General features: G+C 68.7%; 21 protein-coding genes. 6 read left to right on the top strand and 15 right to left on the bottom strand.

Annotated elements, in window-relative coordinates; translation table 11 throughout:
- Positions 1 to 157: 157 nt before the first annotated feature.
- On the bottom strand, positions 158 to 2,884 hold the full coding sequence (locus VE172_RS15140) for an AfsR/SARP family transcriptional regulator (protein WP_324802760.1): 2,727 nt from the start codon (positions 2,882 to 2,884) through the stop codon (positions 158 to 160).
- Positions 2,885 to 3,056: 172 nt separating this feature from the next.
- Between VE172_RS15140 and VE172_RS15135 the strand changes: the two genes are divergently transcribed.
- Both VE172_RS15135 and VE172_RS15130 read left to right on the top strand, forming a co-directional pair.
- A complete protein-coding gene (locus tag VE172_RS15135; protein WP_324802759.1) occupies positions 3,057 to 3,899 on the top strand; it encodes an SMP-30/gluconolactonase/LRE family protein in 843 nt (280 codons plus the stop codon).
- Positions 3,900 to 3,972: 73 nt separating this feature from the next.
- The gene (locus tag VE172_RS15130; RefSeq protein WP_324802758.1) at positions 3,973 to 4,476 is read left to right on the top strand and encodes a hypothetical protein; all 504 of its coding nucleotides are present in this window, start codon (positions 3,973 to 3,975) and stop codon (positions 4,474 to 4,476) included.
- A gap of 43 nt (positions 4,477 to 4,519) precedes the next feature.
- On the opposite strand, the gene VE172_RS15125 is transcribed toward VE172_RS15130, so the two are convergent.
- The 12 genes from VE172_RS15125 to VE172_RS15070 form a co-directional block, all read right to left on the bottom strand.
- The gene (locus tag VE172_RS15125) at positions 4,520 to 5,146 is read right to left on the bottom strand and encodes an MBL fold metallo-hydrolase (protein WP_324802757.1); all 627 of its coding nucleotides are present in this window, start codon (positions 5,144 to 5,146) and stop codon (positions 4,520 to 4,522) included.
- The gene (locus VE172_RS15120; RefSeq protein WP_324802756.1) at positions 5,146 to 6,246 is read right to left on the bottom strand and encodes an S-(hydroxymethyl)mycothiol dehydrogenase; all 1,101 of its coding nucleotides are present in this window, start codon (positions 6,244 to 6,246) and stop codon (positions 5,146 to 5,148) included. The genes VE172_RS15125 and VE172_RS15120 overlap by 1 nt, the downstream gene beginning before the upstream one ends.
- A gap of 72 nt (positions 6,247 to 6,318) precedes the next feature.
- Positions 6,319 to 6,885: a TetR/AcrR family transcriptional regulator gene (locus VE172_RS15115; RefSeq protein WP_324802755.1), complete on the bottom strand. Its 567-nt coding sequence runs from the start codon at positions 6,883 to 6,885 to the stop codon at positions 6,319 to 6,321.
- Entirely contained in the window at positions 6,882 to 7,244 is a 363-nt protein-coding gene (locus VE172_RS15110) for a DUF1304 domain-containing protein (protein WP_324802754.1), read from the bottom strand. The genes VE172_RS15115 and VE172_RS15110 overlap by 4 nt, the downstream gene beginning before the upstream one ends.
- Positions 7,245 to 7,334: 90 nt before the next feature.
- Entirely contained in the window at positions 7,335 to 8,558 is a 1,224-nt protein-coding gene (locus tag VE172_RS15105) for an alpha-hydroxy acid oxidase (protein WP_324802753.1), read from the bottom strand.
- A gap of 43 nt (positions 8,559 to 8,601) precedes the next feature.
- Entirely contained in the window at positions 8,602 to 10,017 is a 1,416-nt protein-coding gene (locus VE172_RS15100) for a rhamnulokinase (protein WP_324802752.1), read from the bottom strand.
- 9 nt (positions 10,018 to 10,026) lie between these two features.
- Entirely contained in the window at positions 10,027 to 12,063 is a 2,037-nt protein-coding gene (locus tag VE172_RS15095) for a bifunctional aldolase/short-chain dehydrogenase (protein WP_324802751.1), read from the bottom strand.
- Between the two features lie 40 nt (positions 12,064 to 12,103).
- Positions 12,104 to 13,267, bottom strand: a complete 1,164-nt coding sequence (gene rhaI, locus VE172_RS15090) for an L-rhamnose isomerase (RefSeq protein ID WP_324802750.1) — start codon at positions 13,265 to 13,267, stop codon at positions 12,104 to 12,106.
- A gap of 12 nt (positions 13,268 to 13,279) precedes the next feature.
- The gene (rhaS, locus tag VE172_RS15085) at positions 13,280 to 14,305 is read right to left on the bottom strand and encodes a rhamnose ABC transporter substrate-binding protein (protein WP_324802749.1); all 1,026 of its coding nucleotides are present in this window, start codon (positions 14,303 to 14,305) and stop codon (positions 13,280 to 13,282) included.
- Between the two features lie 26 nt (positions 14,306 to 14,331).
- The gene (locus VE172_RS15080) at positions 14,332 to 15,390 is read right to left on the bottom strand and encodes an ABC transporter permease (protein WP_324802748.1); all 1,059 of its coding nucleotides are present in this window, start codon (positions 15,388 to 15,390) and stop codon (positions 14,332 to 14,334) included.
- Positions 15,387 to 16,433 (bottom strand): ABC transporter permease, encoded by a 1,047-nt coding sequence (locus VE172_RS15075; protein WP_324802747.1) that lies wholly within the window; start codon positions 16,431 to 16,433, stop codon positions 15,387 to 15,389. The genes VE172_RS15080 and VE172_RS15075 overlap by 4 nt, the downstream gene beginning before the upstream one ends.
- Positions 16,430 to 17,974 carry a sugar ABC transporter ATP-binding protein gene (locus tag VE172_RS15070; protein WP_324802746.1) on the bottom strand — a complete coding sequence of 515 codons (1,545 nt, stop codon included), beginning with the start codon at positions 17,972 to 17,974 and terminating at the stop codon, positions 16,430 to 16,432. The genes VE172_RS15075 and VE172_RS15070 overlap by 4 nt, the downstream gene beginning before the upstream one ends.
- A gap of 187 nt (positions 17,975 to 18,161) precedes the next feature.
- Here VE172_RS15070 and VE172_RS15065 point away from each other — a divergent pair, with 187 nt between their 5' ends.
- Positions 18,162 to 19,175 (top strand): LacI family DNA-binding transcriptional regulator, encoded by a 1,014-nt coding sequence (locus VE172_RS15065; RefSeq protein WP_324802745.1) that lies wholly within the window; start codon positions 18,162 to 18,164, stop codon positions 19,173 to 19,175.
- A 243-nt stretch (positions 19,176 to 19,418) separates the two neighbouring features.
- Here the strand turns inward: VE172_RS15065 and VE172_RS15060 are convergent, their stop codons facing one another.
- Complete coding sequence (locus tag VE172_RS15060) at positions 19,419 to 19,862, bottom strand: MarR family winged helix-turn-helix transcriptional regulator (RefSeq protein ID WP_324802744.1); 444 nt, start codon at positions 19,860 to 19,862, stop codon at positions 19,419 to 19,421.
- A gap of 117 nt (positions 19,863 to 19,979) precedes the next feature.
- Here VE172_RS15060 and VE172_RS15055 point away from each other — a divergent pair, with 117 nt between their 5' ends.
- Positions 19,980 to 21,458 carry an MFS transporter gene (locus VE172_RS15055; RefSeq protein WP_324802743.1) on the top strand — a complete coding sequence of 493 codons (1,479 nt, stop codon included), beginning with the start codon at positions 19,980 to 19,982 and terminating at the stop codon, positions 21,456 to 21,458.
- Positions 21,459 to 21,546: 88 nt separating this feature from the next.
- A complete protein-coding gene (locus VE172_RS15050; RefSeq protein ID WP_349258396.1) occupies positions 21,547 to 21,954 on the top strand; it encodes a VOC family protein in 408 nt (135 codons plus the stop codon).
- Positions 21,955 to 22,052: 98 nt separating this feature from the next.
- Here the strand turns inward: VE172_RS15050 and VE172_RS15045 are convergent, their stop codons facing one another.
- Positions 22,053 to 22,892 (bottom strand): hypothetical protein, encoded by an 840-nt coding sequence (locus tag VE172_RS15045; RefSeq protein ID WP_324802741.1) that lies wholly within the window; start codon positions 22,890 to 22,892, stop codon positions 22,053 to 22,055.
- A gap of 581 nt (positions 22,893 to 23,473) precedes the next feature.
- Here VE172_RS15045 and VE172_RS15040 point away from each other — a divergent pair.
- A complete protein-coding gene (locus tag VE172_RS15040) occupies positions 23,474 to 24,445 on the top strand; it encodes a hypothetical protein (RefSeq protein WP_324802740.1) in 972 nt (323 codons plus the stop codon).
- Positions 24,446 to 24,744 lie beyond the last annotated feature (299 nt).

The following is a 24,744-nucleotide window of genomic DNA, read 5'->3' as shown; positions in this document are numbered from 1 at the left end:
GGGGCGGGAACTCCTCCATATATCCACAGTGGAGAACCCCTTGAGTGAGGGAACCACGCCAATGTGCCAATCAATGCCCGCCAAAGCAATACGCGCGCGATGTCTCACCTGCGACTCGCCCACATCCGCCGCCGACACGGCCATCGGCGAGCCAGGTTCAGGCGGTGCCGAGCCCGCGGAGCTTGGCGCGGACCTCGTCGGCGTCGGGTCGGCCGAGCTCGCTGAAGATCTCCAGCGCCTCGCCCCAGCACCGGCGCGCGGCGTCGACGTCGGCGAGCCGCCGATACGATTCGCCGAGTTTGACGAGCGCCCGCGCGGCGTAGAACGCGTCGTTGCTCGCCCGGAATCGTTCCAGCGCACGGGTGAAGCACCTGATCGCCTCGTCGTGGTCGCCGAGGTGCTGGTGGGCGTAGCCCAGGCTGTCCCACGACATCCCCTCCATCCCGACGGACTCGGACTCGCGGCTGAGCTCGATGGCCTCTCGGCACGGGGCGAGCGCCTCCCGGTGGCGGTCGAGGTTCGAATACAACCATCCGATGAGATTGAGGGCGGTGGCCTGGCCCGACTTCCTGCCGATCTCGCGGAACCTCTCCAGCGCCTTCCGCGCCAGTGGGAGCGCTTCGGCGTACTCCTCGCGGGCATCCGCGGCCTGTCCGAGCGTCAGGTACAGGTGGCCCTGGGCCCATTTATCCCCTATGGACTCGGCGACGCGAAGCGCCTCGTGAAGCTGCGCCTGGGCCCGCTCGTGGTCCTTGGTGAGCACGTGGGTCTTCGCCAGATTGACGCGCAGGCGCAGTTCGGCCGTCCGATCGCCCAGGCGTCGCGCCGCTTCCAGTCCGACCGCCAGCGCCGCGGCCAGTTCGATCCAGCGGCCCTGGGGCAGGAAGTCACTGGTCAACGCCCACCCGATTTGCCAGCACGACGCGTAGCGGCCCTCGTCGAGCGCGCATCGCACGACCTGTTGCAGCGCTTGGCGTTCCCGTGCGAACCATGCGGAGGCCCGCTCGGGACTCGACGGCGCCTCGCTGCTGACCCCCGGGCTCGGCGCGGCCACCGAGATGGCATCGCGCGTCGGCATCAGGCACCGATCGGCGGCCAGGGCGCTGTGCAGGTAGTAATCGATCAGTCGTGCCGTGGCGCTCGATCGGTCGCCGTCGAAGCCCTGCGCCTCAAGGCATTCGCGGGCGTACTGCTTCGTGAGGTCGTGAATCACGTACCGTCCCGCGGCGTGTTGCTGGATCAGGCTGTTGGCCTCCAGCTCCGTCAGGGCCAGCCGGGACTTCTCGGCGGGTAGTCCCGCGAGGCTCGCGACACAGTTCACCGCGAAGTCGGGTCCCGGCGCCAGGCTCAGCAATGCCAGGCAGGTCGCGGCCTCCGGCGGCAGCTGTTTGCGGGAGCTGTCGAGCACCGCGCGCAGGCTGGCCGAGATCTCACCGGCGTCCAGGGTGTCCAGATCCCTTGCGCGGCAACGCAGATCGGCGGCCAGTTCGCCCAGGCCCGGCTGGGCGGCCGCGCGCGCGGCCAGGATGCTCAACGCCAGCGGCAACCCTCCACAGTGATCGATGAAGGTATCGATCGCGTCGGGCTCGGCCGCGGTCCGCTCCCCGCCCAGCCGCGCCGACAACAGTTCGCGCGCCCGCGATGCGTCCAGCAGATCGAGCCCCACGCGAATAGCGCCGTGATGGACCGAAAGCCCCGCCAGCGCGTTGCGGCTGGTCACGATCGTCGTGGCCGTCGACCCGCCGGGAAGCAGCGGGGCGACCTGCTCGCTGTCCCTGGCGTTGTCCAGGACGATCAGGATGCGCCTGCCCGACACCAGGCTCCGATAGGTCGCGGCCTGCGCGTCGACCCCGCCGCCCACCGCATCGGGTTCGGCGCCAAGCGATTCCAACAACTGCCGCAGCGCGTCCCCCGCGGGTACGGGCGCCTCGGTCGGGTCGAACCCCCGCAGGTTGAGATACAGCTGCCCATCGGGAAACTCGCGGGCATTGTCGTTCCCCCAACGCAACGCCAGCCACGTCTTGCCGACCCCGCCCTGCCCGTTCAGCGCCCAGACGGGCTCCGCGCGACGGTGCAGGTCGTCCAGGAGCGCCAGCTCCGCATCGCGCCCGGTGAACCGCACCGGATCGGCGGGCAGCTGCCGGGGCACCGCGACGGCCGCCGACACGGGCGGCCGAAGCGCGGCGTCGTCGTCCAGGATTCCCTTGTGGAGTTCCCGCAGCCGCCCGCCCGGCTCGTTCCCCAACTCGTCGATCAACCGCCGACGCAACCGCGCGAAGTGATCCAGCGCGTCCTTCGACCGTCCCGCCTGATGCAGGGCGAGCATGTACTGCCCCCCGAACCGCTCGTCCAAAGGGTACTCACGACACCGGGACGCCAGGCCCGGCAACACCACCGTGAACTCTCCCCGCCGCAACCGCGTCTCGTTGCGATCCAGCTCGGCCCCCAGCCGCTCCACCGCCAACTGATCGCCCAACGCGTGCAGCCACGACACGTCCAGGCCCTCGAATGCCTCGCCCCGCCACAGCTCCAGTGCCTCGTCCCACAGCCCCGCCGCCTCCCCCTCGTCGGCCCGCCGCGCCCTGAACACCAGGTGCCGAAACCGATGCAGGTCCACCCGCAACGGATCGACGTCCAGCCGATACCCGCCCGACCGCCGCGCGATCGCCTCGGCCCCCAGCACACCCCGCAGCCGCGACACATAACTGTGGACGTTCCCCTGCGCCTGCCGGGGCGGCGCACCACCCCACAACCGATCGACCAACTGCCCCATGGAGACGACGCGCCCGGCCTCCGCCGCGAGCACCGCCAACACCGCCCGCCGTGACGCCGGCCCTACCTCCAGCCCCACGCCGCCGGCGAGCACCTCCATGGGACCCAACACACGAAACTCCACCGCGGCCCCGTCACCTACCCCGGAAAGACCCTCAGCGCGGAGGAGACGTCATTCATGCTCACATGCTAAGGCAACAAACCCGACCGAGCCGAAGCGGCAGATTGTCGATTCGCGACGAGGTCGTTCGTGTAGTTGATGAGTTGAAGGGATTGTGATCGACATGAACGAAACACGCACGCTGCTGAGCGGCCGAGGGCTGGTGGAGTCGCCGCGCTGGCATGGCGACCGTTTGTACTTCTCGGACTGGTCGTCCGGCGAGGTGATCGCCGTCGGCCTCGACGGCACCAACCAGGTGTACGCGCGGGTGGACGACCTTCCGCTGTGCACCGCGTGGCTTCCCGACGGGCAGATGGTCATCGTCTCGTCCGCCGAAGGAAAGCTGCTGCGCAGAGACGCCGACGGCACCCTGAGCACACACGCCGAGCTCGGCAGGCCGGGCTGGAACGACATCGTGGTGGACGGTCGCGGCAACGCCTACGTCAACGGTGCCGGTTTCAATCCGATCGCGGGAGAGGACGTCGCGCCCGGAACCGTATGGCTGGCCACGATGGACGGCTCGGTGCGTCAGGTCGCCGACGATGTGGCCTTCCCCAACGGCATGGCGGTCACCGCCGACAACTCCACGCTGATCGTGGCCGACTCCTACCGCCACCAACTGCTCGCCTTCACCATCGGCCCGCGCGGCGACCTGAGCGATCGACGGGTGTTCGCCGACCTGGGCGACGGCGTCCCGGACGGCATCTGCACCGACGCCAGCGGCGCGGTCTGGTACGCCGACGTGCCCCATCGGGTATGCGCGCGGGTCGCGGACGGCGGTGAGGTGCTCCAGACCATCGAGCTGGATCGCGGCGGCTTCGCCTGCGCGATGGGCGGTCCCGACGGCGCCACCCTGTTCATCGTGGCCGCCGAGTGGCGCGGCATGACCGACCCCGACATGGTGACGCCCGGCAGCGGCCAGGTGCTCGCCGTCCCGGTCGAGGTACCGGGCGCGGGCTGGCCGTGAGACGAGTCATCGGCCACGGCGGGAACGACCCGGGCGTCGACACTCGACCGAACCGCTGATCGGGGTGGTCGTCGTGGTGGTGGTCAACGGTGTCGGGGACGCCGGTCACCACGGAAAAGGGTCCAAACCAGACGGCGCGTGGGATGAGCGATGGCGCTCGGACGAACTGTCCGCATGGGACTCCGAAGACGAGGTCGTGCGGCTGTGGACCAAGAAGACGCCACAGGTCGACGAGATGCGAAACCCGCCGAGTGTCACGATCGGGAACACGGTGATCACGGTCGACCCCGATACGGTGTTCGGAGCCGAGGGACATCATCGGTTTTCGCTGAAGGGCAAGCAGCTGTCCCTTCCCGACACACCCGGCGACTATGACCGCCGCCTCGTGCGCTGTGGCGCGGAGTCGGGCGAACCAACTGAAGAAGGCATTCCGCCATGCCCGTCGAAGCCCAAACCCGAATCCGACGCGATGCCGGTCGGCGCCCGAGCCACCGATGACGCGCTATACACAATGGACGTCACGACGAGGGCAGAAGGCCACATCGCTCGCGTCGTGGCGTACGAACGTCCGCAGTAGATATTCCGCGAGCGCCACCTGACTCCCACCGCGGTTTCATGGTCTATGAGGCATCCGCCAGGTTGGCGCGCTCCGCGGCGATCGTGGTGTCGTCGCCGTGACCGGTGTGGACAATCGTGTCGTCGGGCAGGGCGAAGAGCCTGGCGCGGATGGAGTCCTCGAGAGTGGAACGGTCGGAGTAGGAGCGCCCGGTGGCCCCGGGGCCGCCGTTGAACAGCGTGTCACCGCTGAAGACGCGGCCCAGGTCGGGGACATACACGCACACCGCCCCCGGCGCGTGGCCCGGGGTGTGGAGGATGTGGAGGGACGTACCGGCCACCTCGATGACCTGTCCGTCGGCCAGATCGGCGTCCCACCGGGCATTCGCGTGGTTCAACTCCCACAGTGGCCGGTCGTCCGGGTGCAGGAGGATCGGGGCCGAGGTTCGGTCGCGCAGCCGCGGCGCGACGCGGACGTGATCATCGTGGGCGTGCGTGCAGATGATCGCCTTGATCTCGCGGTCGCCCACGACGGCCAGGATGCCGTCGACATCGTGGGGAGCGTCGATGACGACACACTCGGCGTCGTCGCCGATCACCCAGACGTTGTTGTCCACCTCGAAGGTCTCGCCGTCGAGGGTGAAGGTGCCCGAAGTGACGCCGCGATCGACGCGGACCCCGCCGGCCGCCATCACAGGACCACCACCGACCGCAGGACGTCTCCGCGGCGCATGCGCTCGAACGCCGCCTCGACATCCCTGATACCGATCTCCTCGGTGACGAACGCGTCGAGGTCGAGCCGGCCCTGCCGGTACAGGTCGGTGAGCATGGGGAAGTCGCGTTCGGGCAGGCAGTCGCCGTACCAACTCGACTTCAGGGCGCCGCCACGCCCGAAGACGTCGATCAGCGGCAGGTCGGGAACCTTCATGTCGGGGGTGGGAACCCCGACCATGACCAGCGTGCCCGCGAGGTCCCGGGCGTAGAAGCCCTGCTTCCAGGTCTCGGGGCGGCCGACCGCCTCGATGACCAGATCGGCACCCTCGGCGCCCTCGTAGTAGCCGGAGGCTATCTCCTTGATCGCTTCGACAGGGTCGGTGGTGGAGGAGTCGACGGCGTGGGTCGCGCCCATCGTCGTGGCCGCCTCCAGCTTGTTCGGGTCGATGTCGACGGCGATGATCGGGCTGGCTCCGGCCAGCACCGCGCCCGCGATCGCGCCCATGCCCACGCCGCCGCAACCGATCACCGCGACCGACGTGCCGCGGCTCGCGCCGCCGGTGTTGATCGCCGCGCCGATGCCGGCCATGACTCCACAGCCCAGGAGCCCGACCGCGGCCGCGCGCGCCTCGGGATCCACCTTCGTGCACTGTCCCGAGGCCACGAGGGTCTTGTCCGCGAACGCTCCGATGCCCAGTGCGGGAGAAAGAACGGTGCCGTCCTCCAGCGTCATCTTCTGGGTCGCGTTGCGGGTGTTGAAGCAGTACTTCGGGTCGCCGCGCCTGCAGGCGCGGCACCGGCCGCATACGGCACGCCAGTTCAGCACCACGAAGTCGCCGGGCGCCACTTCGGTGACGTCCGGGCCGACCTCCTCGACGACGCCCGCGGCCTCGTGGCCCAGGAGGAACGGGAACTCGTCGTTGATGCCGCCTTCGCGGTAGTGCAGGTCGGTGTGGCACACCCCGCAGGTTCGCACCCGCACCACGGCCTCTCCCGGCCCCGGGCTGGGGACGTTCACGGTGACGAGCTCGACCGGTTCGCCCTTGGCGCGGGCGATGACTCCCTTGACCTGTTGCATGTGCGTGTCTCCCTCGGCGTTGTCTGTCGGCGGCTTTCGGTAATTTTCGCAATTGTCCACAAGGCTCAGTCATCAGGGCGGCGGGGTGCGGTGCAGGGTGACGAGCACGTGCCAGACACGGTGGGCGATCTCGGCGGGGGTGGCTTCGATGTCGCCGTGCAGCCAGTCGGCGAGGATCCCGGTGAAGGTGGCCGCCACCGCCGAGGCGACGAGTTCGGGCTGCGGGGCTCCCGCCAGGGTGCGTTCGGTGTGGCTGCGGGCGCGCAGGTCCCGGTGCAGGACATGCCCGAGCGGGCCACCGCCGCCGCGGCTCAGGAGCTCCCGGTACAGGTTGGCGTGCGGGGTGAGCCGGTCGAAGAAGTCCAGCAGGGCCGGCGGCGGCGCGGCGGGGTCGGGCGTGCCGCGCCAGGCGTGCAGGGCGTCCACGGCATCGCGGACGACGTCGGCGCAGGCGTCGACGGCCAGCGCCTCCAGGTCGGTGTAGTGCAGATAGAAGGTGGCGCGGCCGACGCCCGCCCGCCTCACCAGGGCCGCGACGCTGGCCTGCGCCAGCGGCCGTTGATCGCACTCGTCCAACAGGGCCCGGCGCAGCTTCGCCCGGGTCCGGGCGGCGCGGGGATCGGCTGGCGCGGCGGTCATCCGGCCAGTATGACGGCGGCCAGCGCCAGCGCGCCCGGCAGCGCCTGGGCGACGAGGATGCGCCGGTTGGCGGTGAAGGTGCCGTACAGCCCGGCGACGATCACGCAGATCAGGAAGAACACCTGGACGGAGTAGCCGATCGGATTCGCCGCGATCAGGCCCCAGACGAGTCCGGCCGCCAGGAAACCGTTGTACAGGCCCTGGTTCGCGGCCAGCGGCACGGTGGCCCGCGCCAGGGCCGCGTCGAACCCCGACAGCTTGCGGCCGGACCCGCTCTCCCACAGGAACATCTCCAGGACCAGGAAGTACATGTGCAGCAGGGCCACCAGGCCGACCAGGATGTTCGCGAGTGTGTGCATCGGCGTCTTCGCTTTCATCGAGCTTCTTAGACAGATGTCTATTATACATGGACACCTGTCCAGACTCCTCGCGACCGTCCCGATCGGCGTTTAAGCCCGACCTCGGCGCAGTTGGGTGACGTGGGTGGGTTCGAGTTCTTCCAGGCAGGTGACGCCGAGGAGGCGCATGGTGCGGGTGATCTGGTCGCCGAGGATGGCGATGGTGCGGTCGACACCGCGGCGCCCGCCCGCCATCAGGCCGTAGAGGTACGCACGGCCGATCAGGGTGAAGCGGGCGCCCAGCGCGACGGCCGCGACGATGTCGGCGCCGGACATGATCCCGGTGTCCACATGTACCTCGAGGTCGCCGCCCACCTCGCGCACCACCTCGGGCAGCAGGTGGAACGGGACGGGAGCGCGATCGAGCTGGCGTCCACCGTGGTTGGACAGGACGACGCCGTCGACGCCGGCGTCGGCGAGCCGCTTGGCGTCACCGAGGCTCTGCACCCCCTTGGCGACAAGCTTTCCCGGCCATTGCTGCTTGATCCACGCCAGGTCCTCGTAGTCGACGGTGGGGTCGAACATCGTGTCCAACAACTCGGCGACGGTCCCGGGCCACCTGCTCAGCGACGCGAACGCCAGCGGTTCGGTGGTCAGCAGGTTGAACCACCAGGCGGGCTGGCGCGCCATGTTGAGCATCGTCTTGAGAGTCAACTGTGGAGGAATCGAGAAACCGTTTCGCTTGTCCCGCAGGCGAGCCCCCGCCACGGGCGCGTCCACGGTGACCAGCAACGTGTCGATTCCCGCCGCGGCCGCGCGGTCGATCAGGTTCGCCGAGCGGTCGCGGTCCTTCCACATGTACAGCTGGAACCAGTTGCGGCCGTTCGGGCTGGCGGCCTTCACGTCCTCAATGGATGTCGTTCCCAGCGTGGACAGGCTGAACGGTATTCCCGCCGCCTCGGCGGCCTGGGCACCGGCGATCTCGCCCTCGGTCTGCATCAAGCGCGTGAACCCGGTGGGCGCGATGCCGAACGGCAGTGCCGCCGGTCGCCCCAGGACGTCCCAGCCGGTGTCGACCTCCGCGACGTCGCGCAGGATCGCGGGGTGAAACTCGATGTCCTCGAACGCCTGCCGGGCGCGCGCCAGACTGATCTCGGCCTCGGCGGCACCGTCGGTGTAGTCGAACGCCGCCTTGGGGGTGCGGCGGCGGGCGGCGTCGCGCAGGTCGTCGATCGTCACCGCCGACTCGAGCCGACGCCTGGTGGCGCTGAACCTGGGCTTGCGAAACCCCACCAGGGGCATGATGTCCTTCGGCCTGGGCATCCGGCGTCGCATCACGCGTCTCCTTCGTCGTTGATCGTTTGGTCGTCGTCGACGATCATCCGCCACCGCCGCGCGGCAGGTAGCCGATAGGTGTGAAAGATCGGGAAACGATGGCACGCAGCGCCTCCAGGGAACCGGAGATCGCCCCGAGCGCGCGCGCCTGCACCAGCACGTTGCCCAGGGCGGTGGCCTCCACCGGGCCGGCGAGCACCGGCAGGCCGGTGCGGTCGGCGGTCAGCTGGCACATGAGGCGGTTGTTCGCGCCGCCGCCGACGATGTGGACGGTTTCGACGTGGCGGCCGGTGAGGTCCTCGGCCTGGCGGATGGCGCGCGCGTACGCCTCGGCCAGCGACTCCAGGATGCTGCGGACCAGTTCGGCGCGCCCCGCCGGGGGTCGCACGTCGTGTTCGGCGCACCAGTCGGCGATGCGGGCCGGCAGGTCGCCGGGCGGGATGAATCGGGGATCCTCGGCGTCGAACAGGACCGCGGCGGACGGGTCGACGTCCGCGGCGGCGCCCAGCAGCGCGGCGTGATCGACGTCCTGTCCGGAGCGCCGCCAGGTGCGGATCGTCTCGTCCAGCAGCCACAGCCCGGAGACGTTGCGCAGGAAGCGGGTCCGTCCGTCCACCCCGGATTCGTTGGTGAAGTTCGCCGCGCGGCTGGCCTCGGTGACCACCGGGCCGGGAAGTTCCAGTCCCACGAGGGACCATGTGCCACTGGAGATGTAGGCGATCTCGTCGCCTTCGGCGGGGACGGCCACCACCGCCGAGGCGGTGTCGTGCGAGCCGACGGTGACCAGCTCGACGGCCCGCGACAGGCCCACCGAGGCCCGCAGTCCGCCGACCCGGGTGCCCGGCGGCGTCAAGGGCGCGAAGATGTCGTCGGGAATGGACAGTTCGCGGGCCAGGCCGCGGTTCCACTCGCCCGTGGCGATGTCGATGAGGCCGGTGGTGGAGGCGTTGGTGCTCTCGGACACGACCTCGCCGCTGAGCAGGTAGCCGATCAGGTCGGGGATCATCAACAGCCGGTCGGCCACGTCCAGCAGTCCGCCGTCTTCCTCCGCCACGAGCTGATACACCGTGTTGAACGGCAGGAACTGCAGCCCCGACGCGCGGTACATCCTCTCGAACGGGACGGTCCGGTGAGCGCGCTCGGCCGCGGGCGGATTGCGCCCGTCCCGGTAGTGGAACGGCGAACCGAGCAGACGTCCGCCGCGCAGAAGCCCGTAGTCGGCGCCCCAGGAGTCCACCGCGACGCTGCGCGGCTCCTCCCGTTCGGCGGCGAGGTTCAGCCCCTCCACGACCCGGCGGTACAGCTCCAGGACGTTCCAATGGATACCGTCCACTGTGTCGATAGGGCCGTTGGGGAACCGCGAGACGGTATCGAGACGCACCGCCTCGGGGGTGACGTGGCCGATCATCACCCTCCCGCTGGTGGCGCCCAGGTCGACGGCGGCGAACGCGTCCGGCATCTGGTCTCCTTACCGAAGGAACGCCGGGGCCATCCCGGCGTCCACCGGCACGTGGGTGCCCGTGGTGTGGCCGAGTTCCGGGCCGGTTAGCACCGCGACGGCGGCGGCGACGTGTTCGGGCAGCACCTCGCGGCGCAGCAGGGTTCGCTTGGCGTAGAAGGCGCCCAGCTCGGACTCGGGGACCCCGTACACGGCCGCGCGCTGCGCCCCCCAGCCACCGGCGAAGATACCCGAGCCCCGCACGACGCCGTCGGGATTGACGCCGTTGACGCGGATCCCGTGCGGCCCGAGCTCGGCGGCGAGCAGCCGCACCTGGTGGGCCTGGTCGGCCTTGGCGGCGGAGTAGGCGATGTTGTTGGGGCCGGCGAACACGGAGTTCTTGGAAGCCACGTAGACGATGTCGCCGCCGAGGTCCTGTTCGATGAGGATGGTCGCCGCCTCGCGCGACACCAGGAACGATCCCTTGGCCATCACCTCGTGCTGAAGATCCCAGTCGTGCTCGCTGGTCTCCAGCAGCGGCTTCGATATCGACAGCCCCGCGTTGTTGACGATCAGGTCCAGCCCGCCGAAGTGCAGCACGGCGCGCTCCACGGCGGCTCGCACCTGGTGGGCGTCCGTGACGTCCGTCCGCACCCCGATCGCCACGTCGCTTGAGCCCCAAGCGGACGCGGCCGCGGCGGCGGCGTCCGCGTCCAGGTCGGCGACGACGACGCAGGCGCCCTCGGCGGCCAGCCGCGCGGCCACGGCCTTGCCGATGCCGGAGGCCGCGCCGGTGACCAGGGCGATGCGCCCGGCGTGGGAGCGCGGCCGGGGGAGGCGGCGCAGCTTGGCCTCCTCCAGCGCCCAGTACTCGATGCGGAACTTCTCGCGCTCGTCGATGGGTTCGTAGCGCGACAGCGCCTCGGCGCCGCGCATCACGTTGATGGCGTTGACATAGAACTCCCCCGCCACCCGGGCGGTCTGCGCGTCCTTGCCGTAGCTGAACATCCCGATGCCCGGCACCAGGACGATCAGCGGGTCGGCGCCGCGCATCGCCGGGGAGTCGGGCTCGGCGTATCGCCGGTAGTAGTCCGCGTAGTCCGTTCGGTATCGCTCGTGCAGTTCGGACAGTCGCCGCTTCATGTCGGACAGGTCGGCGATGCCGGGCAAGTCCAGTACCAGGGGGCGCACCTTGGTGCGCAGGAAGTGGTCCGGGCAGCTGGTTCCCAGCTGCGCCAGGCGCGGATGTTCGGCGCGGGAGAGGAAGTCCAGCACCACGTCGCTGTCGGTGAAGTGCCCGACCCGGCGCGCGTCGGTGGAGACCAGCTTGCGGATCAGCGGCGCCAGGGCCGCCGCCCTGGCGCGGCGCGGCCCGGCCTCCAGCGGCTCGTGGCCCGCCACGGCGGGGCCGAACGGTTCCGGTTTGCCGTGTGCCGCGATGAACTCGGCGGCGGTGTGGATGATCCACAGTGAATTTCGTTCGCACTCCGTGCTGGTGTCTCCCCAGGCGGTGATCCCGTGGCCGCCGAGGATGGTCCCGATCGCCCGCGGGTGGCGCCGCCGGATGTCGGCGATGTCCAGTCCCAGTTGGAAACCCGGCCTGCGCCACGGCACCCACACGACCCGGTCCCCGAAGATCCTCTCGGTCAGCTCGGGTCCGTCGGCCGCCGTGGCGATCGCGATGCCGGCGTCGGGATGCAGGTGATCGACGTGTGGCGCGTCCACCAGCGCGTGCATCGCCGTGTCGATGGACGGGGCGGCGCCGCCCTTGCCGTGCAGGCAGTAGTCGAACGCGCCGACCATCTCGTCCTCCCGGTCGGCGCCGGGGAACACATTGGTCAGTTGCCGCAGCCGGTCCAACCGCAGCACGGCGAGCCCCGGCTCCGAGAGGGTGCCCAGGTCGCCTCCGGACCCCTTGACCCACAACAGTTCGACGTCCTCGCCCGTCACCGGGTCCACCTGGCGGCCCTTGGCGGAGGTGTTCCCGCCGGCGTAATTGGTGTTGGCGGGGTCGCTGCCCAACCGGTTGCTGCGCTGAAGCAACTCGGTGACGGCGGTGTGCGTCATGCCTGTCCTCCGTTTGTCGGTTGTGGATGGTTGCGGCGGTTCACGCGCCCCAGCCGGCGGCCTGCCCGCCGACCCTTTCGGCCGCCACCGTTTCGAGGTAGCCCGAGGCGGCGAAGGCCGCCATCGGGTCGGCGGGCAGGCCGCGCTCCCGGCGCCACGCGGCCAGGTCGGCGCGGACGTCCGTGTAGAAGGCGTCCATGTAGACCGCGTTGGCGCCCAGGACATCCCCGGCGTCTTGTGCCGCTCGAAGCGCCTCGAGGTCCAGCAGCAGCGCCCGCGCGGTCATCTCCTGGACATTGAGGACGCTGCGGATCTGGCCGGGGATCTTCGGCTCGATGTTGTGGCACTGGTCGAGCATGAACGCCACGTCCTCATCGTCGAGCCCGCCGCCGCACCTCACCTCCACCAGGATCCGGAACAGCTGGAACGGGTCGGCGGCGCCCACCATCAGGTCGTCGTCGGCGTAGAAGCGCGAGTTGAAGTCGAACGAGCCGAGCTTGTCCAGGCGAAGCAGCTGGGCGACGATGAACTCGATGTTGGTGCCCGGCGCGTGGTGGCCGGTGTCCAGGCACACCTTCGCCTTCTCCCCCAACGCGGCGACGTGCGCGTAGGCGGTGCCCCAGTCGGGGACGTCGGTGTGGTAGAAGGCCGGCTCGAAGAACTTGTACTCCAGGATCAGCCGCTTGTCGGGGCCGAGGCGCTGGTAGATCTCCGACAGCGACTCCGCCAACAGGTCCTGACGGCGCCGAATGTCGCCCTGGCCGGGATAGTTGGTGCCGTCGGCCAGCCACACCTTCAAATCACGGGAACCGACCTGTTCGAGGATGTCGACGCACTCGAAGTGGTGATCGATGGCGCGCCGCCGCACGGCCGGGTCGGTGTGGGTGAGGCTGCCCAACTTGTACTCGTCGTCCTGGAACGTGTTGGAGTTGACCGTGCCCAAAGCGATGCCGTGATCGGCGGCGACGCGGCCCAGCTCGGCGTAGTCGTCCACCCGGTCCCAGGGGATGTGAATGGCCATCGTGGGCGCTAGACCGGTGAGCTCGTGGACCTTGGCGGCGTCACGGACCTTCTCGAACGGATCGCGGGGCGTGCCGGGCGATCCGAACACCTTGAACCGGGTCCCGGAGTTCCCGAACGCCCACGACGGCAACTCGATGCGCTGGCGTTCCAGCGACGCGGCGATGTCGGCGAACTGTGCCATGGGGATTCCTATCTAGAAGTCAAAATCGTCGATGTTCTTCTTGTCGAAGACGAACGGCTTCCCCAGGGTGATCACGCCCTTGGGACCCACGGTGAACTTCGTGGCCTTGGTGCTCAGACCCTTTGCCTTGAAGTCGTCGCCGTTCTTGCCGGTGATGTCCTTGTCCAGCAACGCCTTCGCCGCGTACGACGCCAGGACGCCGAGATCCTTGGGGTTCCACAGCGCGAACGACGTGACGGTTCCGTCCTTGACGTACTTGCGCATGTCGTTGGGGGTTCCCAGGCCCGTCAACGCGACCTTGCCTTTGAACTGCGATGTGGACAGATACCGGGCGGCCGCCGCGACGCCGACGGTGGTGGGCGAGACGATCCCGTCCAGGTGCGGGTGTTTGGACAGCAGCGCCTCGGTCTTGTCGTACGAGGTCTGGTCGTCGTCGTTGCCGTACACCACGTCCACCAGGTGCATGTCGGGGTATTTCGACTTCAGGTACGGCTTCATGTCGGCGATCCACGCGTTCTGGTTGGTCGCGTTGGCGGTGGCCGACAGGATCGCGATGTCGCCCTTGCCGCCGGTCGCCTCGGCGATGAGGTCGATCTGGTTGCGGGCGATGAGCTTGGGCGAGGACGCCGAGACGTAGACGTCGCGACACTTGGCGTCCACATCGGAGTCGAACGTGACCACCTTGATCCCCGCGTCGCGGGCGTCGTGCAGCGCGTCGCACAGCGCGTTGGTGTCGTTGGCGGACAACACGATCGCGCCGACGCTCTGCTGGGTCAGGGTGTTGATGTAGGTGACCTGTCCGTCGGCGGTGGCCTCGGAGGGCCCGACCTCCTTGAAGGAGCCGCCGAAGTCCTTGACGGCCTTCTTGGCCGCGTTGTCGGAGGCCTCGAAGTACGGGTTGCCGAGGTTCTTGGGCAGGAAGGCGATGTCGTAGTCGCCCTTGGATCCGTTGGAGCATGCGGCGGTGCCGGTCGCCAGGGCCAGCGCCAAACCGGCGACGGCGGCAAGCCGCCATCCGCGCGCGTTGAGAAGTGCCATGGTCGTGCCTTTCGGGGAGGAGACGGTCATTCGAGGGACGGCTCGGGTTCGAGGCCGCGGCGCCGGCTTCGCCGACGACGGCCGCGAACGCCCGAGAGGATTCGGGGAAACACCACCGAGGCGATCAGGACCACGCCGGTGGCGATGTTGATGGCGTCGGCGGACACGTCGGCCAGCCGCAGCACGGCGCGTAGCGCGCCGATCAGCAGTGCGCCGGCGATCACGCCGGGGATGGCGCCGCGTCCGCCGAAAATGGACACCCCGCCGACCAGCACCGCGGCCACGACCGTCAGCTCGAGGCCCACGGCGTTGTCTCCGCGCGCCGACCCGTAGCGAAGCGTCCAGTAGATTCCGGCCAGGGCCGAGACCGCGCCGGTGGCCACGAACAGCCAGAACTTCACCGCCCGCACGTTGACGCCGGAGAACCGGGACGTCTCGGCGCTCATGCCGACGGCGTAGGTGGCGCGGCCGAAGGCGGTGAAGTGCAGCAGCACGCCGAAGCCGATCGCCAGGACCACGAACACGAGCAGCACCGCCGGTATCGCGGTGCCGGGGCCGAACAGCCGGTCGCTGGCCAGGTCCTTGTAGCTCTCGGGGAATCCGGTGACGGCCTTGGTGCCCAAGAGGCCGACGGCGATGCCGCGGAACAGGGCCAGGGTCGCCACCGTGACCGCCAGGGACGGCAGCCCGACGGTGGCCACCAGGAAGCCGTTGAGCGCGCCACCCACGGCCCCGATCCCCAGGGCGACGACGGCGGCGGCCCACACCGGCCAGCCGTGCTGGAACAGCACGCCGACGATCACACTGGACAGACCGAGCATGCTGGCCACCGACAGATCGATCTCGGCGGCGATCACGACCATGGTCATCGGCAGCGCGATCAGCACGATCGGCAGCACGTCCAGGAGCAGAAAGTAGACGGTGTTGGGTTTGGCGAAGTTGTCCACGCTCACCGACCCGATGAGCCACACCGCGACCAGCAGGACGATCACCGCGGCGTCGCGTCCCAGCAGAAGGGACCTGGCCCGGGCGGCGACGGGGCGCGCGGCGGGGGTCCGGCGGCTGGCATCCATTGTGGTTGTCACGACACCGGCTCCTTTCGCGCGACCGCCGCCGCCCGGGCATGCGCGGAACGCAGACGTCGGGCCTGTCTGGCGGCGATGGCCCGATCGAGCACGATCGCGCCGATGATCAACGCGCCCAACACCGCCTGCTGCCAGAAGTCGCCGATTCCCAGCGTCGGCAGGGCCCGACTGATGGTCGTCAGCAGCACCGCGCCCAGGGCGGCGCCGAGCACCGTGCCGATTCCGCCCACAATGGCCACTCCCCCGAGGACCGCGGCGGCCACGGCCTGTAGCTCCATGCCGAAGCCGGCGTTGGAGCTGACCGTGGCGTACCGGGCGGCGAACAGCACACCGGCCAGCCCGGCCAGCGTCCCCGAGGCCACGAAGCCGATGAATACCGTGCGCCGCACCGCGAGCCCGTACAGCTGCGCGGCGTAGCCGTTGGAGCCGATCGCGTACATCTGGCGCCCCGCACGGGTTTGGCTCATCACGTAGGCCGCGATCGCCACGACGGCGACGGCCACGATGGACATCACCGGTATGCCCAGAAGGGAGGCGGTGCCGAGCGCGGTGAACTGGGACGGGAGGTCCGTGGCGTTGATCCGGTCGGACCCGGCCCAGGCGACGTCGATCCCGCGGTAGATGTAGAGGGTTCCCAGGGTGATCACCAACGACGGCACGCGGGCCACGCTCACCAGGAAACCGTTGACGGCGCCCAATACCGCGCCCAGGCCGATGCCCGCGACGACCACCAACGGCAGCGGGGCGCCGGGAACGTCGGTGAACAGCAGGCCGGTGGCGTACGCGGTCAACCCGAGCACCGCGCTGACCGACAGATCGACGTTCTTGGTGATGATCACGATCGCCTGCGCCACGGCCAGGATCACCAGCAGCGACGGCGTCAACAGCAGGTTGCGGAAGCCGTCGGAGCCGATGGCGAAACCGGGGTTGATCACGGTCGTGACGGTGACCAGGACGACGACCGCCGCGACGACACCGAATTCCCTGCGCCGCACCAGCATCAGCGGCCAGTCGCGTTTGGCGAATGTGGGGGCGACGCTCATCGAGCCGCCTCCAGTGTGGTCGCGGCGGTCATGACGGCCTCGCTGGTGGCCTCGTGGCGGGCGAACTCGCCGGTGACGCGGCCCTCGCACATCACGTAGACCCGGTCGCTCATGCCCAACACCTCGGGAAGTTCGCTGGAGATCATCAATATGGCCAGGCCCTCGCCCGCCAGCTTGTCCAGCAGGCGGTGGACCTCGATCTTGGTGCCGACGTCGATGCCGCGGGTGGGTTCGTCGATGATCAGGAGCCGCGGTTCGGTGGCCATCCATTTGGCGATGACCGCCTTTTGCTGGTTGCCGCCCGACAACGTCCCGGCCTCGACGTCCAGGTCCCGCGCCTTGATCTGGAGGGTGCGCGCCCAGCCGGCGGCCAGGGAATCCTCGCCGACCCGGCGAATCAGGCCCCACGCCGAAAGCTTGCGCCGCAACACCAGGGCGATGTTGCGGGCCAGCGACAGGTCCACCAGGAGTCCCTGCTCTCGGCGGTCCTCGGGCACGAAGGCGACCCCGGCGCGGATGGCGGATCGCGGATTTCCCTTCCGCAGCGGCGAACCGGAGACGCCGACCCGTCCGGTGTCGTAGTCGTCGACGCCGAACACCGCGCGGGCGACCTCGCTGCGCCCCGCCCCCACCAGCCCCGCCAACCCGACGATCTCTCCGGAGTGGATGGTCAGCGACACGTCGGCGAAGGTGCCCCGCCTGCTCAGGCCCTCCACCCGCAGGACGACCTCCCCGCGGCCCTCGCGTTCGGACCTGGGGAACATCGTCTCCACCTCGCGCCCCACCATCTCGGCGACGAGCTCGGCCGACGTCACCTCGTCGGTGCGATGGGTGGACACATAGGACCCGTCCCGCATCACCGTCACCCGGTCGCACAGGTCGAAGATCTCGTCGAAGCGGTGCGAGATGAACACCAGGCCCCGCCCCTCGTCCCGCAGCGCCCGCGCGATGGCGAACAGTCTGTCCACTTCGATCCCGCTGAGTGCCGCGGTGGGTTCGTCCATGACGAGCAGCTTGGCTTCCATGGAGATCGCCTTGGCTATCTCCAGGATCTGCTGGTCGGCGATGGACAGGCCGAGGGTGGGCCGGTCCGGGTCCATCGCGACCCCGAGCCGCCGGAACAGGGCCCGCGCGTCGCGCCGCATCGCGGCGCGGTCAAGGCGTCGCAGGCGCGTCACCGGTTGCCGTCCCATGAAGATGTTCTCCATGACGCTCAGGTCGCCGAAGAGCGTCGGTTCCTGGTAGATGACGGCGATTCCGGCGTCCTTGGCTCGCGCGGCGGAGCCGAAGTCGACCGAGTCTCCGTCGACCGTCAACGTGCCGCGGTCCCGGGAGTGCACCCCGGCGACGATCTTGACCAGGGTCGATTTGCCGGCGCCGTTCTCCCCGATCAACCCGTGTATCGATCCACGATCGACGGTCAGGTCCATCGACCTCAGGGCGGCGACGGAGCCGAAGGACTTGGCGACGCTGCGCAGCTCCAACAGCGGCGGGTCGCCGGGGGATGGTCGGAAGGGCTCGTGCGGGGGCTGGGTCGCCATGGGCGGACTCCACAAGATCGTTAAATCGATTTAATTCAATCTGTGGGGTAGGTTACGGTAGACCGATTCGCGAGTCAATGCCTTCGGAAAACTTTCCTATCGGGGAGCGGAGGCTCATTGGCCAGCATAAGTAAATCGATACAATTGCCCGTCGACGCGGGTCCTCCCGCAGGAAGGTGCTCCGGACGTGGGCGTAGTCAGCGTGAAGGACGTCGCCGCCCTGGCGGGCGTTTCGCCCGGCACGGTGTCCAACGTCCTCAACAGACCCGACCGGGTCTCGGGGGCCACGATCGAGCGCGTCCAGTGGGCCATCGATCGGCTCGGCTACGTCCGCAATGGAGCCGCGCGGCAACTGCGCGCCGGGCAGAGCCGCAGCATCGGCCTGGTCGTGCTGGACGTCGGCAACCCGTTCTTCGGCGACCTGATCCGCGGCGCCGAGGACAAGGCGGTCACCGCCGGGATCACCGTCCTGGTCACCGACAGCCGGGAAAACACCGACCGCGAACGGACCCAGGTGGCGCTGTTCGAGGAACAGCGGGTTCGCGGCGTCCTGCTGTCCCCGGTCGTCGACGCCCGGCCCTCGGTGGAGCGCCTGCGCTCCCGCGGCATCCCGGTGGTCCTCGTCGACCGCGCGCTGCCCGACACCAGCGTCTCCAGCGTGTCGGTCAACGACGTCGCGGGCGGCGAACTCGCCGTGCGCCATCTGATCGAGCAGGGCCGCCGCCACATCGCCTTCGTCGGCGGTCCGATGAGCATCCGGCAGGTGAGCGACCGCCTCACGGGCGCCAGAAAGGCCGTATCCGAGCACAATGGAGTCCGCTTCGAGGTCATCGACACCCCGGAGCTGTCCGTTCCGGCCGGCCGCCACGCCGTCCTGGACCTCCTCGGCCGCAACGCGTCCGCCCGCCCCGACGCGGTGTTCACCGCCAACGACCTGCTCGCCCTCGGCGTCCTACAGGAGCTCATTCTCGCGGGCAACCTGCGCGTCCCCGAAGACGTGATGCTCGTGGGCTACGACGACATCGACTTCGTCCAAGCCGCGATCGTCCCCCTCACCTCGATACGCCAGCCCGCCCGGCTGATCGGCGAGACCGCCATCGACCTCCTGCTGTCCGAGGCCGACGGCGACCCCGGCTTCGCCCCGCGCCAGGTCGTCTACCAGCCCACATTGGTCAAACGCGCCTCGACGGCCTCGCGATAGCCGTCGCCGACATGCTTCGGACGGGTGCCCGTTGGGTGCGGCGAGAACGAGATGGGCGCCCGCTTCTTGAGCGGTGAGCCGCCCGGCCGCAGGTTTGGCCCGACCCATCGGTCTCATGTGGAGGCAAGCGGGCGGGACGAGCGGCTGTTGACGCATCCCGATCTTGGCGATCGGTCATCCTCGTCGGCACCGCGCCGTCCCTGAGCCGTTGGGCGAGATAACCGGGTCCAGGTGCGGGCGGATTCAATCCCGGGGCGGGTCGACGAGCAGGCGAATACCGTCGATCAGCGCCCGCGCCTGCCCATCGGGCCAGTCCGCGATCCGGCCCGCGAGGTGCCGGGTCAGCGCGTTGCGGAGCTCGGCGACCGCGGCGCGGCCCTTGGGCGTCAACGCGAGCAGGGTGGCCCGGCCGTCGCTGGGGTCGGAACCGCGCTCGAGCAGGCCCGCGGCTTCGAGCCGGTCGGCATAGCGGCTCGCGCCTGATCGGTCGATACCGACCTCGTCGGCCAGCCGCGCCGCCGATCGCGGACCGAGCCGAGCCAACCCGCTCAGCACCGAGTAGGTCTGACGATCGACGCCCGGCGGCGCCGAGTCGAGGATCGCGTCGTAGAGCGCGCTCCTGTTGCGCCGCAGCAGTAGCTGCCCCAGGGCCTGCTCCAGTTCGCGTGCCAGTCCCGCGTTCGCCATCCACCAATGATACGTGCGAAACGCACGCAATGCGGGTAGCGTTCGAGATGCGTGCAATCCACACGCACTTACGCGAGGAGCTGTCATGGACATCGGCCGACCCGACGGAGCGCGACAATGACCGAGAGCCGTCGCAGCGCGCTGATCGGACCGGTGCTGGTGCTGGCCACACTGGTCTCCAGCATCATCAGCTCGTTCGGTGCTCCGCTGATCCCCACCGTCGCTCGCGATTTTCACGAGCCGCTGAGCACGGCACAGTGGTCGCTGACGGTGGCGCTGCTCGTCGGCGCGGCGAGTTCCCCGGTCCTGGGACGGCTCGGCGACGGCCCGCGGCGGCGGGCGACGATGCTCGGCGGCTTGGCCGTGGTCACGGCGGGCGGTGTCGCGGCCGCGCTGGCGGGCGACGTGGAGATGTTGATCGTCGGCCGCGGACTACAAGGCGTCGGGCTCGGGCTGGCGCCATTGGCGATGGCCATCGCTCGCGACGAACTGCCCCGGGCCTCGGTGCCGCCGATGATCGCGCTGTTGTCGGTGTCGTCGGCGGCCGGCCTCGGCGCCGGCTACCCGATCAGCGGGCTGATCGCCGAGGCATGGGGATTGGCTGGCGCGTACTGGTTCGGCGCGATCGTGTCCGGCTTCGCGCTGATCTGCGTCGCCGCGGTCGTACCGTCGAGCGCAGGGCGCGGCGGCCCCCACCGGCTCGACTGGGTCGGCACCGTGCTGCTCGCGCTCGCGCTGGTCACCACACTGGTGGCGGTGGCGGAGGGAACCCAGTGGGGTTGGGGAACGCCCGCGATCATCGGCCTGTTGGCCGCCGGGGCAGTGCTCTTCGCGGCCTGGACCGTCCAGCAACTGCACGCCGGCAACCCGCTGGTCCAGCTGCGTCTGCTGCGCCACCCATCCGTGCTCTCCGGCGACGTGTGCGCCATGGTGCTCGGCGCCGCGATGTACATGGTGCTGTCGGGGGTGACGGAGTTCGTCCAATCCCCGCGCTCGGGCGGATTCGGATTCTCCGCATCGGCCGTCGTCGCCGGCCTCGTCCTCATTCCACTGTCCTTTTTCATGCTGAGCAGCTCCCGCGCCCTGCCGACCCTGGTGCCACGCGTAGGAGTCCGAATGGTGCTGACGCTGGGGTGCCTCGTGGCCGCCCTGGGCTGCGGATTCTTCGCCGCCTTCCACGACGCCCTGTGGCAGGCCTTCGTCATGACGGGTCTGCTGGGAGTGGGACTGGGCACCACCTTCGCCGCGATCCCCGGCTTGATCGCCCAAGCCGTCCCCGCAGGCGAGACGGGCAGCGCCATGGGCTTCTACCAGGTGGTCCGCTTCACCGGCTACTCCACGGGCAGCGCCCTCACCGCCACCATCCTGGCCGCCCACGTCACCGACAACGACCAACCAACGGCGGACGGCTACACCACGGTGCTGTGGATCTCGGCCGCCATCTGCGTTGCCGCCGCCGCCCTCGCCTGGTTCCTGCATGCCCGGCTCACGCCCCCGCAACGCCTGCCCGCCAACGAGATCCGGCTACCGAAGCAGACCGACGACCTCCCGTCCCGGGCGGCCCCCAGCCCCGCCAACCCGCGCCGGCACTCTTGATCGGTGGGTCGCGTGTCGGACCTGTTTGGGATGCTGCGGGCATGGAGATGACAGTCCAGTGACGATCGACTGCTCCGACCCGCAGGCGATGGTGGCTTTCTGGGCCGAGGCCCTGGGCTACGTGCCTGAGCCTCCACCGGGCGGGCACCCCACGTGGCGTGCTTACTGGGCGGCGCTGGGGGTGCCCGAGGCAGAGCTGCCGGCCGGTGCCGGGGACATTCCGGAATCGATCATCGATCCGGAGGGACGTGGGCCGAGGGTGTGGTTCCAGCAGGTTCCGGAGCCGAAGGTTGCCAAGAACCGGTGGCACTTCGACCTGAAGGTCGGCGGGGGCCGCGACGTCCCGCTGGACGTCCGCGCACCACGGGTCAAGGCCGAGGTGGGGCGGCTGGTCAAGGCTGGCGCGACCGTGCTGCGGATAAGCGATGAACCCGACATGGGGCACTACGCCGCTGCCATGCACGACCCCGAAGGCAACGAATTCGACGTCGTCTGAGCACCGTCGCCCCCTGACGCTCCACCCCGCCGAAACGCGGCAGCCGTCCGGCCGAGGGCCACCTCGAACAAGGTGGCCCTCGGCCGAACGGTGATCCATCAGGCGGGCCCATCGCCCGGGGTGATGTCCATACCGACCTCCCCGTAGTCCGAGCCGACCTTGTTGTCGCTGTAGAACTTCGCGTCGGACGATTCGTCGGTGACCTCCATGACCTTGTCCGAGGAGCCCACGAAGTCGTTGCGGGTGATCGCCACGTTGTCCGGCCCGTCCACCTTGATGGCCTGGTTCCAACTGTCGCCGACCTCGTTGTCCGCCACGATCCAGTTCTTCATGCCATCGGTGTCGCCGCCGGAGTTGCCGCCGCAGCCGTAATCCTCGGCCATCACGAACTGGTGGATGCTCGGGATGCTGTTGTCATGGTCCGGGTTCTTCGGGCCGGTGGCCTTGTTGTTGCGCACCTCCACGTCGTCGCTGGCGATGGGGTGCGAGTCCGACACCCACGTCTGGATGAAGTCGGTGTGGCTGTCGCCCGGGTCGCCGTCCACGAAGTCGATGGCGGTGTTGTAAAGGATCTTGGTTCCGTTGCCGAAGAACGTGATGGCGTTCAGGTCGCCGTCACCGTCGCCGTCGTTCATCACGCCCTTGATGTCGTTGTTCTGGATCGTGACGTTGTTGCTGTTGTCCGAGAAGATGCCGTACTGCTGCTGGGCGTCGACCCGACAGTTCTGCACCACCACGTTGTCGACCTTGACCTCTATGCCGCCGACAACGGTGTTGCCCTGGCAGTCATAGACCTCGGGGTCGTCCGCCGTGCCGCCGGAATCGATCGTGTACAGGGAATCTTGATCCTTAACGAGGTTCGCGTCCGGCGGAGTCTCCACACCGCCCACGCCGAGCGTCTGCCGAGGCTGCGGATCGCCGTGCGATTCGGTCGTCACTGTGTCCGCCAGAGCGACCGAGCCAGTCGCTGCCAGACCGGCGGCCGCGAGGCCAATGAGCACAGCGGTGAACATCTTGTTCATGGCTTCTCTTTCGATAGTGGAACGGTTCTCTCCGGTGTGACTGTCAGGTCGGATGGGCATTGAAGCGCCGGCCCTTGGGGACCAGTCCCAACGGGTTTTCCGGATTACGTCGTGGCGTCTTTGTCCCCGGATTCCAAGATCGCGTGGGGCCTGCTGCTGTCGCCTCGCCGTCCTTCAACGTCCGGACAAGACGAGATCGCGCGACGCCATGGCTCACGTGAGCAGGTCCAGGTGCGTCCGTTTCGCGGGTTCGGTCAACGACCTTTTGGGGTAGCAGATTCAGCGACCAGATCAATCGATCATGGTTGCGGCCTCGCGGGAACCCACCTACATGAACCAATACCTAAGTGGACCGCTGAGGCCGAGTCACTGGCTGGCACCCAAGATGACGGGACCGTGGCTCAATCCAGACAGAGCAACCAGCAAGGTGGGCACCGCGTCGGCGCGCGTTTCCACGTCCGTGACGACAAGCTTGACGAACGCTCCCCGATCTAGTGATGACCTGGCGGGGATTCCTTATCGCCCTTGGCAAATGGCCTCCCAATCCTTACAACGGCCTCACACCCGCCCCTGCCCTGCTGGTGCTGGCGAGAGTGCCGCCGTCCACACGCGTCACGCTGGGTGTGAGCCTCGCGTTCCACCCGCGCGTCGTATGGGAATGCGATCAGGATCGAGATCGGTGGGGCCCGATAGATGCTCCCTTGAAGGTCACCGCGGTGAGCCCCGACGGCTCCTACATCGTTGGCACGCTGCCGCACTTTCCCAGCGCCTTCGGGGTGCTGCCTCACGGCCATTTCTCCGCGGTCACCAACCCGGTCGCGCGACGGGTAGCGCACGTCGACGTCAATGACTCGGGACAGGTCATGAGTAACGGCGACACGTCGTGGAAATACGCCGACGGGAACTTCCAGATTCTGAAGGCGCCCCACGGTTCGGGAAAAGTCACGGCGATCGCCATCGCCAATGACGGCACCGTCGCCGGTGATCTCCAGCCCAAGCCGACGGACGGCACGATCGCCGCGACGGCGGATTTGGACGCATCGCCGCCCGAGCATCCGGTCGCGCCGCCAGCTATCAGAACCAATCCTGCGGTCACCAGCACCCAAGACCGATGTTTTTCATGTGTTCTTCCTCCAAGCGAAAGACTTCGAGTCTTTCCCTTTGACAGGAATCGGGTCATGACCCAGGCTTTCCACGAGGGCCTCGCGCCGCGACCTTTTGCGAGCAACGATGACCAGCTTGATCAACAAAACGATCTGAGATTCAAGATCGGATTCCCGATATCGCGAGGACGCCCCTGTCGCGATATCGACATCAGTAATTGCTCCGCCAGCCAGAGTGACCACGATCTTCCCATCAGGGCTCGTGACCTTCCGCTCCTTGGCAGCGAAGATCTCGTTAAAACCTTGCGCCACTGTAATCCCCTACCTCTTCACATCACCCGTGTCACCCAGCATCTGCCTAGATGACGCTCCGCAAGCAGTCGCCGAGAGGCAACACACCATCCGCGCGTTTGTCACCTTTATAACCGGCACGTGCAAATCCTTTGACTGTTGGACCGCAACGGGGTGGTGCGGTAGCTGGAATTATTGCCGCAAATCGGACATGAATGATCCAAAGAGCCTGCGCATCATCCACAGCGCCAACAAAGTGCGGTTTGTGGGTGTTCTTGCTGGTCGTGGCCGTGTCTTGGGCAGTGGTTCGCGTCGTTGGCGGTAGTGGATTGGTTCTGTTGTCACGGGGAAGGAACCAATGCGGGGCAAGACTT

The organism is Stackebrandtia sp., from assembly GCF_035643755.1.
Taxonomy (GTDB): Bacteria; Actinomycetota; Actinomycetes; order Mycobacteriales; family Micromonosporaceae; genus Stackebrandtia.
Note: the sequence above shows the minus strand (reverse complement) of the source record. Positions and strands in the feature narration are given on the sequence as shown.